The 16314-nt window shown below is 72.5% G+C and carries 14 protein-coding genes and 1 pseudogene; 6 read left to right on the top strand and 9 right to left on the bottom strand.

Features of this window, described 5'->3' with window-relative positions; genetic code table 11:
- The first annotated feature begins 587 nt into the window (after window positions 1-587).
- A complete protein-coding gene (locus ABEB09_RS04450) occupies window positions 588-1865 on the top strand; it encodes a phospholipase D-like domain-containing protein (RefSeq protein WP_345687294.1) in 1278 nt (425 codons plus the stop codon).
- A gap of 153 nt (window positions 1866-2018) precedes the next feature.
- Window positions 2019-2681, top strand: coding sequence for a methyltransferase domain-containing protein (locus ABEB09_RS04445; protein ID WP_345687292.1), 663 nt, complete (start codon window positions 2019-2021; stop codon window positions 2679-2681).
- Window positions 2682-2946: 265 nt separating this feature from the next.
- On the opposite strand, the gene ABEB09_RS04440 is transcribed toward ABEB09_RS04445, so the two are convergent.
- The 4 genes from ABEB09_RS04440 to ABEB09_RS04425 all read right to left on the bottom strand — a co-directional run bounded on the left by ABEB09_RS04440 (window position 2947) and on the right by ABEB09_RS04425 (window position 6915).
- Window positions 2947-3444: a DUF4396 domain-containing protein gene (locus ABEB09_RS04440; RefSeq protein WP_380840593.1), complete on the bottom strand. Its 498-nt coding sequence runs from the start codon at window positions 3442-3444 to the stop codon at window positions 2947-2949.
- An 82-nt stretch (window positions 3445-3526) separates the two neighbouring features.
- Complete coding sequence (locus ABEB09_RS04435) at window positions 3527-3988, bottom strand: DsrE family protein (protein WP_345687288.1); 462 nt, start codon at window positions 3986-3988, stop codon at window positions 3527-3529.
- 57 nt (window positions 3989-4045) lie between these two features.
- Window positions 4046-4396: a response regulator transcription factor gene (locus ABEB09_RS04430; RefSeq protein WP_345687286.1), complete on the bottom strand. Its 351-nt coding sequence runs from the start codon at window positions 4394-4396 to the stop codon at window positions 4046-4048.
- Entirely contained in the window at window positions 4393-6915 is a 2523-nt protein-coding gene (locus ABEB09_RS04425; RefSeq protein ID WP_345687284.1) for an ATP-binding protein, read from the bottom strand. Before ABEB09_RS04425 ends, ABEB09_RS04430 begins: the two co-directional genes overlap by 4 nt.
- 124 nt (window positions 6916-7039) lie before the next feature.
- Here ABEB09_RS04425 and ABEB09_RS04420 point away from each other — a divergent pair, with 124 nt between their 5' ends.
- Window positions 7040-7561 carry a SixA phosphatase family protein gene (locus tag ABEB09_RS04420; protein ID WP_380840566.1) on the top strand — a complete coding sequence of 174 codons (522 nt, stop codon included), beginning with the start codon at window positions 7040-7042 and terminating at the stop codon, window positions 7559-7561.
- A 45-nt stretch (window positions 7562-7606) separates the two neighbouring features.
- On the opposite strand, the gene ABEB09_RS04415 is transcribed toward ABEB09_RS04420, so the two are convergent.
- Window positions 7607-7813, bottom strand: a complete 207-nt coding sequence (locus ABEB09_RS04415; RefSeq protein ID WP_345693837.1) for a cold-shock protein — start codon at window positions 7811-7813, stop codon at window positions 7607-7609.
- 151 nt (window positions 7814-7964) lie between these two features.
- Here ABEB09_RS04415 and ABEB09_RS04410 point away from each other — a divergent pair, with 151 nt between their 5' ends.
- Window positions 7965-8306 carry an STAS domain-containing protein gene (locus ABEB09_RS04410; RefSeq protein WP_345687282.1) on the top strand — a complete coding sequence of 114 codons (342 nt, stop codon included), beginning with the start codon at window positions 7965-7967 and terminating at the stop codon, window positions 8304-8306.
- Between the two features lie 24 nt (window positions 8307-8330).
- On the opposite strand, the gene ABEB09_RS04405 is transcribed toward ABEB09_RS04410, so the two are convergent.
- From ABEB09_RS04405 to ABEB09_RS04390, 4 genes are all read right to left on the bottom strand, one after another.
- Window positions 8331-9389: a LacI family DNA-binding transcriptional regulator gene (locus ABEB09_RS04405; protein ID WP_345687280.1), complete on the bottom strand. Its 1059-nt coding sequence runs from the start codon at window positions 9387-9389 to the stop codon at window positions 8331-8333.
- A 72-nt stretch (window positions 9390-9461) separates the two neighbouring features.
- The gene (locus ABEB09_RS04400; RefSeq protein ID WP_345687278.1) at window positions 9462-10298 is read right to left on the bottom strand and encodes an ATP-binding cassette domain-containing protein; all 837 of its coding nucleotides are present in this window, start codon (window positions 10296-10298) and stop codon (window positions 9462-9464) included.
- The gene (locus ABEB09_RS04395; protein WP_345687276.1) at window positions 10295-11299 is read right to left on the bottom strand and encodes an ABC transporter permease; all 1005 of its coding nucleotides are present in this window, start codon (window positions 11297-11299) and stop codon (window positions 10295-10297) included. Before ABEB09_RS04395 ends, ABEB09_RS04400 begins: the two co-directional genes overlap by 4 nt.
- A 67-nt stretch (window positions 11300-11366) precedes the next feature.
- Entirely contained in the window at window positions 11367-12386 is a 1020-nt protein-coding gene (locus ABEB09_RS04390) for a sugar ABC transporter substrate-binding protein (protein WP_345687274.1), read from the bottom strand.
- A gap of 208 nt (window positions 12387-12594) precedes the next feature.
- Between ABEB09_RS04390 and ABEB09_RS04385 the strand changes: the two genes are divergently transcribed.
- Both ABEB09_RS04385 and ABEB09_RS04380 read left to right on the top strand, forming a co-directional pair.
- Window positions 12595-13557 carry a carbohydrate kinase family protein gene (locus tag ABEB09_RS04385; RefSeq protein ID WP_345687272.1) on the top strand — a complete coding sequence of 321 codons (963 nt, stop codon included), beginning with the start codon at window positions 12595-12597 and terminating at the stop codon, window positions 13555-13557.
- Window positions 13558-13705: 148 nt separating this feature from the next.
- Window positions 13706-16304, top strand: a pseudogene (locus ABEB09_RS04380) (GH32 C-terminal domain-containing protein).
- Window positions 16305-16314 lie beyond the last annotated feature (10 nt).

The raw sequence follows: 16314 nt of genomic DNA, 5'->3' as shown, positions 1-16314 counted from the left end.
GGCCGTGCGTGCCGGACCGAGTGCTCGGCCTCCGGCAGGCGTGGCCGCGTCCCCTCACGCGCGGCCACACTCGGAAGATCGTGCCGGGTATCCGGCAGGACAGCGGATCCTGCCAGCAAGCCGGCCATCAGACAGCCGGAAAGGAACAGCGCCCCACTGCTGTTGCGCAGGGCACGCCAACGAGACGTCACCAAGAACTCCCCACCAAGGGCCGATACGGAACCAACACGTCCGATTCGACGTGGGGGCGGGACCGACAGCGCTTTTCGGGTCGTCAGCGCACCGCCCGTGTTGGGTGCGTTGGACAACGCTCTCCTGTTGGAACAACCCAGCGAGGGTGCACAGTAGGGGCTGTTTGAGCGCCGCTCAAGGGGAGTAATCGCGTGAGATCCGGCGAACGGCACCAAGTCTCCCGGCACCGATGCGCAACTGTGTCCTCCGTCTCACGGACGGTTCCTCAGCGCTTGACGGACGTGGCATGATCGCGCCCTCCGCCACGAGCGGCCCCATGTTCCCCGCAGAAGTCCGCCGGCACGGGCGCACCTCCAGGACCCGGCATGTCTGCGAGCACTTCCGGAGAGAGACCCATGCGAACACCCCAGATGATCGGCACACCCCTGCGGCGCGCGGCCGCGCTCCTGCTGCCCCTGCTGCTGACACTGTCCGTGCTGTCGTTGAACTTCGCGTCCGCGACGCCGACGGCGGCGATTGCGAGCGGCGCCATCTTCAACGTCCCCACCTCGGCGAGCAGCGCGGAGCGGAACGCCGTCCGGGACCGGATCATCAGCCTCGTCAACGCGGCGAACCCCGGCTCCACCATCAAGATCGCAATGTTCCACCTGTGGTCGCAGACCGTCGCCAACGCACTCGCGAACGCGCACACCGACCCGAACCGCCAGGTCAACGTCCAGGTCATCGAAGACGAGACCGCCATCAGCGACGCGAAGGCCGACCTGACGTCGTACAACATCCTCAAGACCGCGCTGGGGACGGACACGACCCGCAGCTCCTTCATCACGCTGTGCCCCCCGACCCGCTCGTGCCTGGGCGATCAGACGGTGTCCGGCATCATGCACAACAAGTTCGCGCTCTTCTCCAGTGTGAACGGGGCGACCAATGTGGTGGTGCAGACCTCGTCGAACCTGACGCCGTCGAGTTACGACAAGATGTGGAACAGCGCCTCCGTCGTGGCGGACAACATCGGCGTCTACAACGCGTATGACTGGTACTTCAAGCGGCTGATCGCCAAGGACCCGGCGGCCTGGACCTACGCGTACTCGAGTTCCGGCGCCTACAAGACGTACTTCTTCCCCCGCCCTGGAGGAGGCGCCGCCGACGACACGATCGTCGGCATCCTCGACAACGTCACGTGTTCCTGGTCGGACGGCTCCACCGCCCGCCAGACCGTGATCCGCGTCGCCATGTACCAGCTCCTCCGCCAGGCAGTCGCCGACAAGCTCGCCGGCCTCCAGCGCGCGGGCTGCGCCGTCGACGTCGTCTACACCCGGACCGACACCGGCACCTGGGACGCCCTCCACTTCGCCGGAGGCCCGCAGATGCGCTGCTACAACCTCAACGACGACAACGACCCCAACACCCAGTCGTTGATCGTCCACTCCAAGTACATGCTGATCGACGGCTGGTACAACGGCCGCCACGTCCAGAGCGTCTGGACAGGCAGCCACAACTACACCGGTCCAGCGCTCACCACGAACGACGAGGCCTTGCTGAAGATAGAGGACTCGACGTCCTTCAGTGCCTATCTCGGCAACTTCAACACCGTCCGCGCGGCGGCCAGGCCGGGCACCGCGGACAACGTCACCGAGTGCAAGACCCTCAACAACGTGGGTGTCCCCGCGACATGACGCGGTGCCGGGGCAGAGCACGATGGACGGTCCTGCCCCGGTGGTCGGCACGCAGTGGTTCACGGCCGCACCGGGGCGGAGGCTCTTCGAGAAGGGCATGTGGGAGTACGCGCAAGTGAAACGGGCTGTTGAAGGAGGACGTACGGTGATCGCGTGCTCCGTGCGACGGTCCGGCACGCCGACCGGCACGTCCCACGCACCGCCGGGGCGGTCGCCCGGCCGCTCTACAGCGCGCAGGAGCTCGTCGATGTGCCGCTCTCGGCGATCAGGCACTCCCTCGGCGTGGCCAACCGGCCGGACGGGGCGTCGCCGTGGAGTCCTTGCCCGAGATGCTCGCCCGCACCGACCACGCCGCGGCCGACGCGGATCTGCCCCACGGGGAGATGGAGGCCGTCCCCCCTCCCGGACGCCTCGGTGGACGTGATCATCTCCAACGGCGTCATCAACCTCTCCCCGCGCAAGGCCCGGGTCATGGTCGAATGCGCGCGCGTCCTGCTCCCCGGCGGTCGGTTCTGCGTGTCCGACCTGACCGTCCGCCGGGACGACCTCCCGCCGGAGACCCTCGACGACTGCGTGCTCTACCCCCGGTTCGACGCGGACACCATCGCCCTCATGCGGCGCCTCCTCCTCCCCGAGTGGCAGGACGACGTCGCGGTGGCGGTGGTCGTCCGCCCGCAAGGCCCTCTGAGTCGCCCTGCGCGGGCGGCGGTGTCGGTCGTCAGCCAGGTGTACGTCGACCGCCGCGCGTTCGGCCATGGAGCCACGGTCGTGGCGGACGCCGGCGTCGGCCTCGCGGTCGACGGTCTCCGGCCGTGATCGTTCGCGTTGGCCCTCCTCGGGCTCGGTGAATCGGTGATCCGCCTGGTCATCACCGTCAGCGAGGCATGGTCAGCCGCCGCCGGTCGCGTCGCCGCGCGGGGATTCCCGCTGCTCGCGGCTCTGTGGCGGGGGTACTTCGACTTCGGCGCCACGGTCGCTGAGGAACAGATGACCGCCTCGTCCGGTGTGCGCTTGTCCACGCCCGCTGGGCGGTCGCTCGCCGCAGAGCCCGGAGCGCGGCACCGAAGGTGGAGTGGTGCCCTCAGTGGTACGCGTGCACGACGGCGTGGCCCCTGCCGCGGGTGATCATCCACTTGTTCACCGGCGTGGTGACGAAGAAGGCGACGGCGAAGCCGCCCAGGAGCGCCGACCAGAACAGGCCGTCCGACAGGTGCGCGTCCATCGCGCCGGGGGTCAGGGCGATGATGACGTTGTCCACCAGCTCCATGATCGCGATGGATACGGTGTCGGCGGCCAGGGCGACGCGGACGGCCGCCTTCAGGCCCAGGCCCGCTCTGATCACGGCGAAGAGGGTGAACGAGTAGCCGAAGAGGAACGCCAGGGCGATGGCCAGGGCCATGGTGGGGACGTTGCTCCACAGCAGGGCCGTGCCGATGACCATGCCCAGGATCTCACCGAGCGCGCAGCCCGTCAGGCAGTGCGCCGTCGCCTTCGCGGCGGTGCCCCAGGTGGCACCTTCCGCGCCGTGGTCATGACGGTGGTCCTCACCGGAGCGATGCGGATGTACGTCGTGGTCCATGTGGCCCATGTCGGCTGCCTCCCCACCCCTCCAGTGTGTGCCCGGAGCGGCGGGGAGGCAGCGCGTGCGTACGGCATCGCTGTCAGAAGTACTGGCAGTGGTCCGCGGTGACCGCCTTCTCCTCCAGGAACCAGGTGGCGTCGACGATGCCCGCCGCCTCCGGGATGAGGTTCGACTCGTCGACACCGAAGGTCTCGGCGGCGAGCCGGCAGGCGTAGAGGTTCACCTGGCCGGTGCCCTTGAGGAAGGTGAGGTAGTCAAGGATCTCGGTCGGCTCTCCGTTCTCGATCATCTTCTGCCGCAGCGCCTCCGCGTCCGTGCCGCTGTGCCGGCCCTCGACCTCGAGGGACCCGGCGCCCTCCTTGGTCAGGGCCCGCACGGCCCACAGCACGAACAGCATGTCGACCCGCACGCCCTTCGCCGCGTAGAGCCAGGCGAAGGTGAGCGGGGTGAGCATCTTGTCGTAGGCGTCGTCCCGTACGACGATGGCCAGCCGTTCCATGGCCGCCTCCCGGTTCAGGTGCTTGTCCTTCGACCTGGCCACCACGCTAGGGAGCGGGGCGGCGGACAGCACGCGTCGTTCTGCCGTGATTCCGGGCGGCTAGTGCCGTACTTCCGGCGGCGGGGCGGTCAGGCCGAGGTCCCCCGCGTACCGGGCGGCGGCCACGCGCGACGAGCAGCCGAGCTTGGCCAGCAGGTTCCGTACGTGCATGTCGACCGTGCGCGGGCTGACGAACAGCGCCTGGGCGATCTCGCGGTTGGTGCGGCCGCCCGCCAGAAGGCGCAGCACCTCCTTCTCCCGGCGGGTGAGGCCCAGCGGCTCCAGTGAACGGGCGGCGAGGCGTCCCAGGCGCCGGTCGACCTGTTCGCCCCGCTCGGCCAGCTCGGCCGCGCACCGGCGGGCCAGCGGCCTGGCGCCCAGCCGGCGTGCGGTCCGGTACGCGCCGGTCACCGTGGAGACCGCGCCCTCCCGGTCGCCGCTGCCCGCCAGCGCGACGCCCCGGCGCAGCTGGCTGAGCGCCCGCTCGAACGGCGCGCTGACGTCGTGCAGGAGGTCCAGCGCCCGGCCGAAGTGGCCGGCCGCCCGCGTCGCGTCACCGTCGGCGAGGGCCAGCTCGCCGCCCGCGTGGGCGAGGGCCGCCAGGACCTTGGGCGAGCTGTTGCGCGTCGCGGCGGTCGCGAGCACCGGTGGCACTGGGCCAGCCCCTCGCCGTCACGGCGCTCGGCCAGATACGTGGCGGCCCACCGCAGGCCCGGCAGCGAGTAGTGCCACTCCTCCTTCAGGAGGCAGCGCTCCAGCATGGCGGACACGGTCCGGCGGGCCGTGGCCTCGTCGTCGTCGAGGTCGGCGACCATGGCCAGGCCCCACGTCGCGCCGACCTCCATGCCGAAGATCTCGTGGGAGCGCCCGAAGGCGGCGGAGCGGCGCAGCGGCGCCCGTGCCCGCCGGCGGTCCCCGCGGAGCACGGTGATCAGCCCCGACTCCTCCTCCGCGACCATCCGCAGGACCTGCGGCGTGGCGTCGTCGCCGAGGACCTCGCCGCAGATGGCCAGGGAGCGGTCCCAGTCGCCCATCAGCCGCACCACCGGGGACACGCAGGTGAAGCAGACCTGCGCCAGTTCCGTGACGCCGTGTGCGCGGCACAGCTCCAGCGCCGAGTCGATGGCGTCGGCGGCCGCCCCGTAGTCCGCCGCGTACGCGAGGGCTTCCCCCAGCTCGTAGTACGCCTCGCCCGTCGCCTCGGGCGGCTCCCCGGCGAGGGCCAGTGCGAGCCCGGAGCGGGCGACCTCGACGCCGCGCGGCCCGTCCCCCAGGGCGGAGAGGAGTGAACCCTGCAGGGCGAGGGCGCGTGCCCGGAGGTCGGTGCGAGCGGCCGCCTCGGCGTCCTCGGCGGCGGCCACGGCCTGGTCCAGCGCCTTCGAGTGCCACGCCGCGGACTTCAGCTGATCGGCCAGCGCGAGGCGCTCCACCGCCGCCTCCCCCCGCACGCCCGCCGCCGCGTACGCGTCGGCGGCGCTCTCGCGCGCGTCGGCCGAGCGGGGCCAGTCGCCCAGCAGGCCGGCGGAGTTGGCCAGCCGCCGGTACGCCGTTCCCGCGGCCGCGAGGTCGCCCGTGGACTGGCGCAGCCGTGCGACGTCCGCCCAGACCGCCACGGCCGATTCCCGTTCGCCGCACAGCTCGGCGCAGTCCGCCAGGTGCTCCAGCGCGGCCAGCCGGCCTGCCGGATCGGCGTCCTCCGGCCATACGCCCAGGGCGCGCCGCACCAGCGCGGCTGCGTCCCGGTAGGCGTGCACCGCGCAGTGCCGCTCGGCGGCCGCGAGCAGCAACGGCCTCGCACGGCCCGGTTCGTGCGCGGCGATCCAGTGCTCGGCGACCGCCTCGGGCGGCGCGCCGCGCGCGGCGAGGCACTCGGCGAGCACCTGGTGGTGCCGACGCCTCCGGCCCCAGGGAACGGACCGGTACAACGCGTCCCGTACAAGGGCGTGGCGGAACTCCGCCGTGCCGGGATCCCGGTGCGACTCCGTGAGCAGTCCGCTGTCGAGGAGCCGGTCGACGTCCGGGGGCGCCACCAGCTCCGCGAGCGTCGGCAGGTCCACCCGTACGCCCAGGACGGCGGCCAGTTCCACGGCCTCGCCGTGCCGCTCCCGCAGCCCCGCCGTGCGGACCAGCACCGCGTCCAGCACACTCTCCGGCACGGGCAACTCCGAGTCGCCGGCGAGGTCGAGGCGTTCGCCGGTGTCCCGCAGCCCGCCGGTCTCCCGGAGGGCGGCGGTGAGTTCCTCGACGTAGAAGGGCAGGCCCTCCGCCCTGCGGTGCACGGCCGAGACGAGCGTGGGGGAGGGCGGCTTTCCGAGCAGGCCGGTGAGCAGCTCCCCGGTCTCCTCGGCGGTCAGCGGGGGGAGCGCGAACTCGACGAGGCGACCGGTGCGGCGCAGAGCCGTGCGCAGGTGCCGCACGGGATGGCCACGGGACAGCTCCTCACCGCGGTACGTGCCGAGCAGCAGCAGCGGTTCGTCCGCCAGCGCCGCCGCGAGCGCCGGCAGCAGCTCCACGGCCGCCGCGCCCGCCCAGTGCAGGTCCTCCAGGACGACCACGGCCGGCCGCCGCCGCGCGAGGTCCCGCAGGGTGCGCGCGACCGTGTCGAGCGGGGCCGACGGATCGGCCGCGGGTCCCCCCGGTACGTCCGCGGCCGCGCCGGACAGGTCACCGGCGGCGCCCCGTGCGTCACCGGGCGCGCCCCGCAGCGCGTCCCCCAGGGGCGCGTACGCGCCCGCTCCGGGTGCGGCCGCGCCGTACAGCACCGCCCCGTTCCAGTCGGCCAGGGCCTCCGCGACGAGCCGGCTCTTGCCGGATCCGGCGTCACCGCTCACCAGCACCAGGCCGCCCTCACCCGCGCGGCAGCGCGCGAGCGCGTCGAGCAGCCCCGCCCGCTCGGCTGCCCGGCCGACCAGCGGCGACCGCTTCACCACACGAAAAGTCTAGACCGCGGCGATGGGCGCCGTTCGCGGTCCGGAGGGCCGCTCCTCCCACGTCTGGTGGGGCCCGGCGGCAGGTGCGAAGCTGGCAGCAAGGAGTGTCAGCCCGGGAGGCCCTGTGGCGGAACTGCGCCGACTCGTCGTCGTACGGCACGCGAAGTCCGCGCGGCCGGCGGGGGTGGGCGACCACGACCGGCCGCTCAACAAGCGGGGGCTGCGGGACGCGCCCGCCGTCGGGGCCTGGCTGCGCGACGCCGGGTGCGTTCCCGACCTCGTTCTGTGCTCGACCGCCGTACGGGCCAGCCGGACGTGGGAGCTGGCCGCCGCGCAGCTGCCCGCCCCGCCGGCCGTCCGGCACGAGCGGCGGCTGTACGGCACGCCCGCCACCGATCTCCTCGACGTCGTGCGCCGCACCCCGGACGCGGTGCGCACGCTGCTGCTGGTCGGGCACAACCCGGCCGTGCAGGAACTCGTCCTGCTGCTGGCCTCGGAAGCGCTCGGCGACGCCCTGGAACGGGCGCGGGACAAGTTCCCGACCTCCGCGATCGCCGTACTCGCGGGTCAGGGGTCCTGGCCGGCGACCGGCCCCGGCGGTGCGCTGCTCACCGACCTGGCCGTGCCGCGCGGAGCGGAGGACTGACGGCCGCGGGGGCGGCCGGAGCCGCCCCCGCAGGTGACCGAGGGCTCAGGCGGGCTTCACGTTCTCCGCCTGCGGCCCCTTGGGGCCCTGGGTGATGTCGAACTCGACCCTCTGGCCTTCGTGGAGCTCGCGGTAGCCGGACATCCCGGTGATGGCCGAGAAGTGGACGAACACGTCCGGACCGCCGCCTTCCTGCTCGATGAAGCCGAAACCCTTCTCCGGGTTGAACCACTTGACCGTACCGGTGGCCATGTTGATCTCCTGCATGTTTCCTCGCGGGGTTGCTCTGAGATCGTCACGGCCCCTGGGCGCCGAAGGGCGCAGACACGCCGGAACGGCCCTGTCATCCGGGACAATGGAGGGGTGCGGAAGTCCCCCTCCGCCCCTTTCCCCGGGAGCTTCCATGACGGCTGATCCCCACCCGCCCCCCTCGGCGTCACGGCCGGTCGTCGACGGCACCGTCGTCGACGGGCACGCCGTGCTGGTCCTGTCGGGGGAGTTCCACCCGCACGACGCCCGTTCGCTGGAGGAGCGGCTCACCGACCCGCGCCTGCACGCCGCCGGCCGGTGGGTGCTGGAACTGGAGGACGTCACCCGTCTGGACCTGGTGTGCGCCTTCGCCCTGATGCGGACGGTCTCCGCGCTGCCGCGCACCACGGACGTGCACATCCGCGGCGCCAGGCGCAACGTCCGGCGCACGCTCCACGAAGCGGGGCTCGACGCCGTCGCGGTGTTCGACGCGTAGCCGCGCGCTGCCCGTCGCCGGTGGTCAGCCTCTGCGGGCCGGGGCAGGGACCTGGGCCGAAGGACGGTCGCGTGGCGGGAGTTCGCCCGAGCCTCGGGCGATCAGGGTCGTGGGGACCGTGACCGTACGGGCGCGGGTGCGGTCGCCGTCGAGGCGGGCGAGGGCCGTCGTGGCGGCGGCGTGGCCCAGTTCGGCCGGGTTCTGCGCCACGACGGTCAGCGCCGGTTCGAGTATCTCGGCCAGCGGCAGGTCGTCGAAGGTGACCAGGGCGACGTCCTTGCGGCCCGTACGGGCCAGTTCGGCCACGACGCCGAGGGCCATGATGTTGTTCGCCGCGTACAGCGCGGTCGGCGGGTCCGGCAGGGCGAGCAGCCGGGTGGTGACCTCGGCGGCCGTCCGCTGGTCGTGCGCACCCGTCACCAGGGAGCGGTCGTACGCGATGCCCGCGTCCTCCAGCGCGGCGCGGTACCCGGCGAGGCGTTCGCGGCGCGTGTAGAGCCGGGTCGGCAGGTCACCTACGAAGCCGATGCGCCGGTGGCCGCGCGCGACGAGGTGGGTGACGCCCTCCTGGGAGCCCGCCCGGTTGGAGCTGACCACGCAGTCGGCGGACAGGCCGGCGCCGGGCCGGTCCAGGAAGACGAGGGGGAGCCCGGCGGCTCGCTGTGTCTTGAGGTACGCGTGGTCGGAGCCCACGGCCGGCACGACCATCAGCATGCTGACCCGGCGCGCCAGGAATGTCTGGATCAGCGCCCGTTCACGCTCCGGGTCGTCGGACGACGAGCCCACCAGCAGGGTCAGCCCACGGTCCCGCACGGTGTCCTCGACGCCGCCGGCGACCGTCCCGAAGAACGGGTTGCCCATGTCCGGCACGATCAGGCCAATGGTGGTGTCGGGGCCGCCCACGCGGATGTTGCGGGCCATCAGGTTCGGCTGGAAGCCGAGCTTCGCGACGGCGGCGAGGACGCGCTGCCGGGTCTCGGGGGAGCTGGGGCCGTCCTCGTTGAGCACCCGCGAGACCGTTTTGGCACTGACGCCCACCTCGCGGGCGACATCGGCCAGGGTCGGGCGGCGAGTGGCGGCCATGGGTCACCGTTCCTGTGTCGTGCGCGGCGCTCCCGGCCGGACCTCGGCCGGGAGCCGCCCGCGGCTGCTGCGTCAGTGGGCGGGGAGACCGGCGGCCTGGGCGGCGCCGGTGTCCGCCACGACAGTACCGCCGTCCTTCCGCACGTCGAGCGCGCCCGTCATGATGGCCACGACCTCGGCCATCGAGTAGTCGGACGGCTTGATCAGCGCCTCGCGCCGGCCCAGCCGGTGGACGTGGACACGGTCGGCGATCTCGAAGACGTGCGGCATGTTGTGGCTGATCAGGACCACCGGCATGCCCTGGTCGCGGACCCGGCGGATCAGGTCGAGGACCTGGCCGGACTCCTTCACGCCCAGCGCGGCGGTGGGCTCGTCCATCACCACGACGCTCGTCGCCCAGGCGACGGACCGCGCGACCGCCACGGCCTGCCGCTGACCTCCCGACAGGGTCTCCACCGGCTGGGTCAGCGACCGCAGCCCGATCCTGAGGTCCGCCATGTGGGCCGCCGCCTCCTCGCGCATCCGCTTCTTGTCGAGGAGGCGGAACACCCGGCCGAGCACGCCGGGGCGGCGCAGCTCGCGGCCGAGGAACATGTTGGACGCGATGTCCATGGAGGCGGCGACGGCCAGGTCCTGGTAGACGGTCTCGATGCCGTGCTGCCGGGCGCTCTGCGGGCCGGTGAACCGGATCGGTTCGCCGTGGAGCCGTATCTCGCCCTCGTCCGGGGTGAGCGCGCCGGTCAGTGCCTTGATCAGGCTGGTCTTGCCGGCTCCGTTGTCCCCGATGACGGCGAGCACCTCGCCGGGCAGCAGGTCGAAGTCGGCGCCGTCTATGGCGGTGACGTGCCCGTACCGCTTGACCAGGCCGCGTGCCTGGAGGACGGGCGTCACGGGGGAGTTGCCGGTCATCGGGCCTTCTTCCGGGAGATCTGGTCGACGGTGACCGCGAGGATCACCAGCGCGCCGGTGATGAGGGTCTGGTAGATGGAGGCGACGCCCATCAGCTGGAGCCCGTTGCGGAAGACGCCGACGATGAGGACGCCGATGAAGGTGCCGAGGACGGCGCCCCGCCCGCCGAAGAGGCTGGTGCCGCCCAGGACGACGGCCGTGATGCTGTCCAGGTTGTCGGTCTGGCCCGCCTGCGGGTCGCCGACCCCGGTGCGGGAGATCAGCAGCAGCGCGGCGATCCCGTACACCAGGCCGGCCAGGGCGTAGATGCCGACGGTGAGCCGGGAGGTGCGGATGCCGTTGAGGCGCGCGGCCTCCGGGCTGTTGCCGAGCGCGTACACGTGCCGGCCCCAGGCGGTGCTGCTCAGCGCGTAGGCGAAGGCCAGGAACAGGGCGATGGTGACGAGCGAGCCGTACGTGATGTCGGTGTTGCCCAGCGGGAACGTCTCGCCGAGTGCGGTCAGCGGGGCGGGCAGGCCGGTGACGGTCTGCTCGGCGGAGTAGATGTGGGTCAGGGCGAACGCCACGTTCAGCATGCCGAGCGTGACGATGAACGGCGGCAGCGGGACCATCTGCACCAACAGGCCGTTGACCAGGCCGAATCCGGCGCACACGAGCAGGCCGAGCCCGATCGCGGCGAGCGGCGACAGCGTCCCCTGGGCGGCCATCTTCGCGATGACGATGCTGCCGAACGCCATCACGGCACCGCACGACAGGTCGATGCCGGCGGTCAGGATGATCAGTGTCTGGCCGATGGCGAGCGTGCCCACCACCATGACCTGCTGCACGATCAGGGAGAAGTTCCCGCCGGTGAGGAACTGTTCGGTCGTCAGGGAGAAGAAGGCGCAGGCCAGCACGAGCGCCGCGAGGGGACCCGTGGTGGGCGCGGTGAGGATTCTGCGGACCGTGGTCGGCCCTGTGAGCTGGGCGTAGGGCGAGGGCGTGGTCGCCGTGGCAGTCATCGTGATCCTTGGCGGTGGGTGGGTACGAGGGCTGGGGCGGTGGGGGAGGGCGCGGCCGGGGCCCCGCTCAGCCCCAGCAGTTCCGCAGGCCGAACGTCGTGTCCTTCGCCTCGACGCCGGTGCCCGGACGGTCGGTGACGAGGGTGACGCCGGTGTCGGTGTAACCGGACGCCTTCTTGCCGGTCCTGGCGAAGTCGGCGACGGCCTGGACGCCCTGGGCGGCCATCTTCAGCGGGTACTGCTGCGACGTGGCGGCGATCCTGCCCTCCTTCACGGCGTTCGTGCCGGTGCAGCCGCCGTCGACGGACACGACGAGGACCTTCTTCTCCAGACCCTTGGCCTTGAGCGCGGTGTACGCGCCGAGCGCGGCGGGCTCGTTGATGGTGTAGACGACGTTGATGCCGGGCGCCTTCTGCAGGCAGTTCTCCATCGCCGTCTGGCCCTTGGCCTGGTCGCCGCCCGTGTCCTGCGCGCACACCACGGCCGGGTCGCCCTCGGCGATGCCGAATCCCTTGAGGAAGCCGTCGTGACGCTGCACCCCTACGGCGACGCCGGGGGCCAGGTCCAGCATGGCGATCTTCGCGGGCCGGCCGGCCATGACGGCCTTGGCGTACCGGCCGATCAGCTCACCGGCCTTGACGTTGTCGGTGGCGAACAGGGCGTCGGTGGCGTTCTGCGGGTCGGTGGGGCTGTCCAGGGCGATCACGAGGACGCCCTTGGCGCGGGCCTTCTCCAGTGCGGGGACGATCGCCTTGGAGTCGTTCGGTGTGATGAGGATGCCCTTCACCCCGGAGGCCACCATGTTCTCGACCGCCGTGACCTGGCCGGCGTTGTCGCCGTCGAACTTCCCGGCGGCACTGACGAGTTCGACGCCGCTCTTCTCGGCCGCGTCCTCCGCGCCCTCCTTCATCTTCACGAAGAACGGATTGGTGTCGGTCTTGGTGATGAGACCGACCTTCACCTTGCCGCCGCCGGCCCCTTGGGCGCCGGCGCCGCACGCCGTCAGGGACAGGGCGGACAGCGCCACGACGGTGGTGCAGGCGGTCACTCGGGCACGGGCGGAAAGGGTGCGAATGCTGCGGGACATGGGGCGACTCCCTGCGGGATCTGGCGAGCGAGGCCGGGCGCCGGGCCCGGGGGCGGCGGTGCCATCGTTGACTTATGTCATCGTTGACACTGCTTGCCGAGGATGATGGACTCCGCTTCCCGGCAACGTCAATGCCTTGGCCCCGTCACAAATCGGCAACGTGGCAGGCCGCTTGAGACCGGTCCTCCCCCTGAAGAGAGAAGCAGCCATGCGCCCGCAGCAGGTCAGCGTCCTGGGTGAATGCGTCGCCGACGCCTTCACCCCGTATCGGCACACCCCCGGAGAGCTCGCCCTGCGCGTGCTGCCCGGCGGCGGACCCGCGAACACGGCGGTCGCCCTGGCACGCCTCGGCACCCGCACGCGCTTCCACGCGCGGCTGTCCCACGACGTCTTCGGCCGCCTGTTCCGCTCCCACCTGGAGGCCTCCGGAGTGGACCTGACCGGTACGGTGGCGGCGGCCGAGCCGAGCACGCTGGCCGTGGCCGAGCTGGACGAACAGGGGCGGGCGGCGTACTCGTTCCACGCCGAGGGCACGGCCGACTGGCAGTGGACGCGCGCCGAGCTGGCCGCCGCCGACCTCGCCGGCAGCGCCTGCCTGCACACCGGTTCGCTCGCGCTGGTGCGGGAACCGGGAGCGTCCGCCGTCGAGGAGTTCCTGGCCGGGGCCGCCGCGCACGCGACCGTGTCCCTCGACCCCAACGTCCGGCCGCTGCTGGTCGGTCCCGAGGTGTACCGGGAGCGGCTGCCCCGGTGGTGCGTCCTGGCCGACATCCTCCGGCTCAGCGAGGAGGACCTGGAGTCGCTCCTGCCGGGCACGAGCGCCGAGCGCGCCTGCGACCGGTGGCACGCGGCGGGCGTACGCCTGGTCGTCGTCACGCTGGGGGCCCGCGGGGCGCTGGCGTCGCTGGACGGCGAGCGGATCGCGGTGCCCGCGCCGCCCGCGCGGGTCGTCGACACCGTGGGCGCGGGGGACTCGTTCACGGCGGGTCTGCTCCACCACCTGGCGTCGCGCGGCCTGCTCGGCGGACGGCTGACGCGGCTCGGGCCGGACGACGTCGCCGAGGCGTGCGCGTTCGGCGTCGACGTGGCCGCCCTCACCTGCTCGGTGGCGGGCCCCAACCCACCGTGGGCACACCAGTTGGCGGCCGCGGCGGGCGCCGCCCGCGAGTGACGGGCGCGCTCCGGCAATTCGGTCCGGGCCGTTGACGAGCCGGGCCGGGGCCGCCCATCATCTCTGCCCAACCGGGGTGTCATCGCTGACACAAGTCATCGATGACACCCTGCCGTCGGCTCGTCCCCCATCCCTGCCAGGAGACACCATGAGCTCTGGACTCCCTGTCCGGCGTGGCCCCGTCGGGCGTCGTCCCCTGCGGCTGCTCGCCGCCGTGGCCACCGTCTGCGCCCTGGCCGCGGCGGCCCCGTCGCCGCCGTCCGTCGCCGCTCCGGCACCGCCGCCGTCCGTCGCCGCCGACAGCCCTCCGTTCGGCGAACCCCACCGGCCCCGGTTCCACTTCACCCCGGAGAAGAACTGGATGAACGACCCCAACGGGCTCGTCCACCACCAGGGGAGTATCACCTCTTCTACCAGTACAACCCGAGCGGCGACACCTGGGGGAACATGTCCTGGGGCCACGCCGTCAGCAAGGACCTGGTGCGCTGGCAGGAGCTCCCGCTCGCCATCCCGCACGACGACGAGGAGATGGTGTTCTCCGGCAGCGCCGTCGTCGACCACGACAACACCTCGGGCTTCGGCACCCCCGAGGAGCCCGCCATGGTCGCCGTCTACACGAGCGCCTACAAGGCGGACGGCCGGCAGGCCCAGTCCCTGGCGTACAGCACGGACCGCGGCCGCACCTGGACCAAGTACGCGGGGAACCCCGTCCTCGACATCGGGTCCAAGGAGTTCCGCGACCCCAAGGTGCAGTGGTACGCGCCCACGCGGAGCTGGCTGATGACGGTGTCCCTGTCCACCGAGCGCAAGGTGCGCTTCTACTCCTCCAAGGACCTCAAGACCTGGACGCACCTCAGCGACTTCGGCCCCAGGGCGCGGTCGGGGGAGTGTGGGAGTGCCCCGACCTGTTCCCGCTGCCGGTCGACGGGGACGCGAAGCGCACCAAATGGGTGCTGGTCGTCAACATCAACCCCGGGGGCATCGCAGGGGGTTCGGCCGCGCAGTACTTCGTCGGCGACTTCGACGGCGAGCGGTTCACCCCCGACGACGACGGCTCCTACACGCCGCCCGCCGGACTCCTCGTGCAGGGCTTCGAGGACCCGGCGTACGGCACGTGGACGGCGACCGGCACGGCGTTCGGCGACGGCCCGGCGACCGGGCCGCTGGACGGGCAGTCGCCCGTCACCGGCGTCGAGGGCACGGGCCACGCCAGCAGCTTCCACGGCGGCGACGCCGCCACCGGAACCCTCACCTCGCCGGAGTTCACCGTGGACCGGCCGCACCTCAACTTCAAGGTGGGCGGCGGCCGTCACCCCCACGACCCGGCCGCCGTCCCGGAGCAGGGACCGCCGCCCGCCGGCACCGTACTCGCCGACTTCGAGGGCGGGGGGTACGGAGACTGGACGGCGACGGGCGAGGCGTTCGGCACGGGCCCGGCCCGCGGGACCCTGCCCGGCCAGCAGCCCGTGTCGGGCTGGCTCGGCGACGGCCTGGTGAACACCTTCCTCCACGGCGACGCGACCACCGGGACCCTCACGTCACCGGACTTCACCCTCGACAAGGACCACATCAACCTCCTCGTCGGCGGCGGCAACCACCCCTCCGCCTCCACCGCACCCACAGCCGTCCGGCTGATCGTCGACGGCGAGGTCGTCCGGAGCGCCACCGGCAAGGACACCGAAGCCCTGAACTGGACCGCCTGGGACGTCCGCGACCTGGCCGGCCGCACCGCGCGGATCGAGATCGTCGACGCGAACACCGGCGGCTGGGGCCACATCAACGTCGACCACATCATGCTGTCCGACACCCCCGCCCGGCCCCGCTCGACCGAGACCTCCGTGAACCTGCTCGTGGACGGCGAGGTCGTCCAGAGCGTCACCGGCTCCGACAGCGAGACCCTCGACTGGGCGTCCTTCGACCTGCGCCCCCACCAGGGGAGGAAGGCCCGTGTCCAGGTGGTCGACAGGAACACCGCCGGCTGGGGCCACATCCTGGCCGACCACTTCACCCTGGCCGACGCGCCCGCGCTGTCGGCCGTGCAGCGCGCGGACTGGGTCGACCACGGCAAGGACTACTACGCCGCGGTGTCCTGGGAGAACGCGCCGGACGGCCGGCGGCACATGATCGGCTGGATGAACAACTGGCAGTACGGAAACCACGTCCCCACCTCCCCCTGGCGCGGCGCCCAGAGCATCCCGCGCGAGATGGGGCTGCGCACGGTCGACGGGCGCGTCCGGCTGACGCAGCAGCCGGTACGGTCGCTGGCCACGCTGGCCGAGGGCCCGGAGATCACCGCCCGCCGGGTCGCGGTGCGGAACGGCTCGGTGCCGCTCGCCGACGGACGGGCCGACGGCACGGCGCTGGACGTCGACGCCACGTTCTCCCTGCGCGACGCCGAGCGCTTCGGCCTCAAGGTCCGTACCGGGCCCGGCGAGGAGACCGTCATCGGCTACGACGCCGGGCGGCGGGAACTGTACGTCGACCGCACCAGGTCCGGGGCCGTCGACTTCAGCGGCGACTTCCCGGGCGTGCAGCGCGCACCGCTGGCGCCCGTGGACGGGAAGGTGCGCCTGCGGATCCTCGTCGACCGGTCCTCGGTGGAGGTGTTCGGAGGCCGGGGCGAGGCCGTGATCACGGACCAGGTCTTCCCCGGCCCCGACAGCGACGGCGTACGCCTCTTCGCCGAGGGCGGCTCGGCGCTGCTCGACGTGGCCCGGGTCCGCCACCTCGGGGCCCACCGCGACTGAGGTGTGCGGG

Source organism: Streptomyces coeruleoprunus, assembly GCF_039542925.1.
GTDB lineage: Bacteria > Actinomycetota > Actinomycetes > Streptomycetales > Streptomycetaceae > Streptomyces > Streptomyces coeruleoprunus.
The sequence above is the reverse complement of the archived record's forward strand: the minus strand, read 5'-3'. Positions and strand labels throughout refer to the sequence as shown.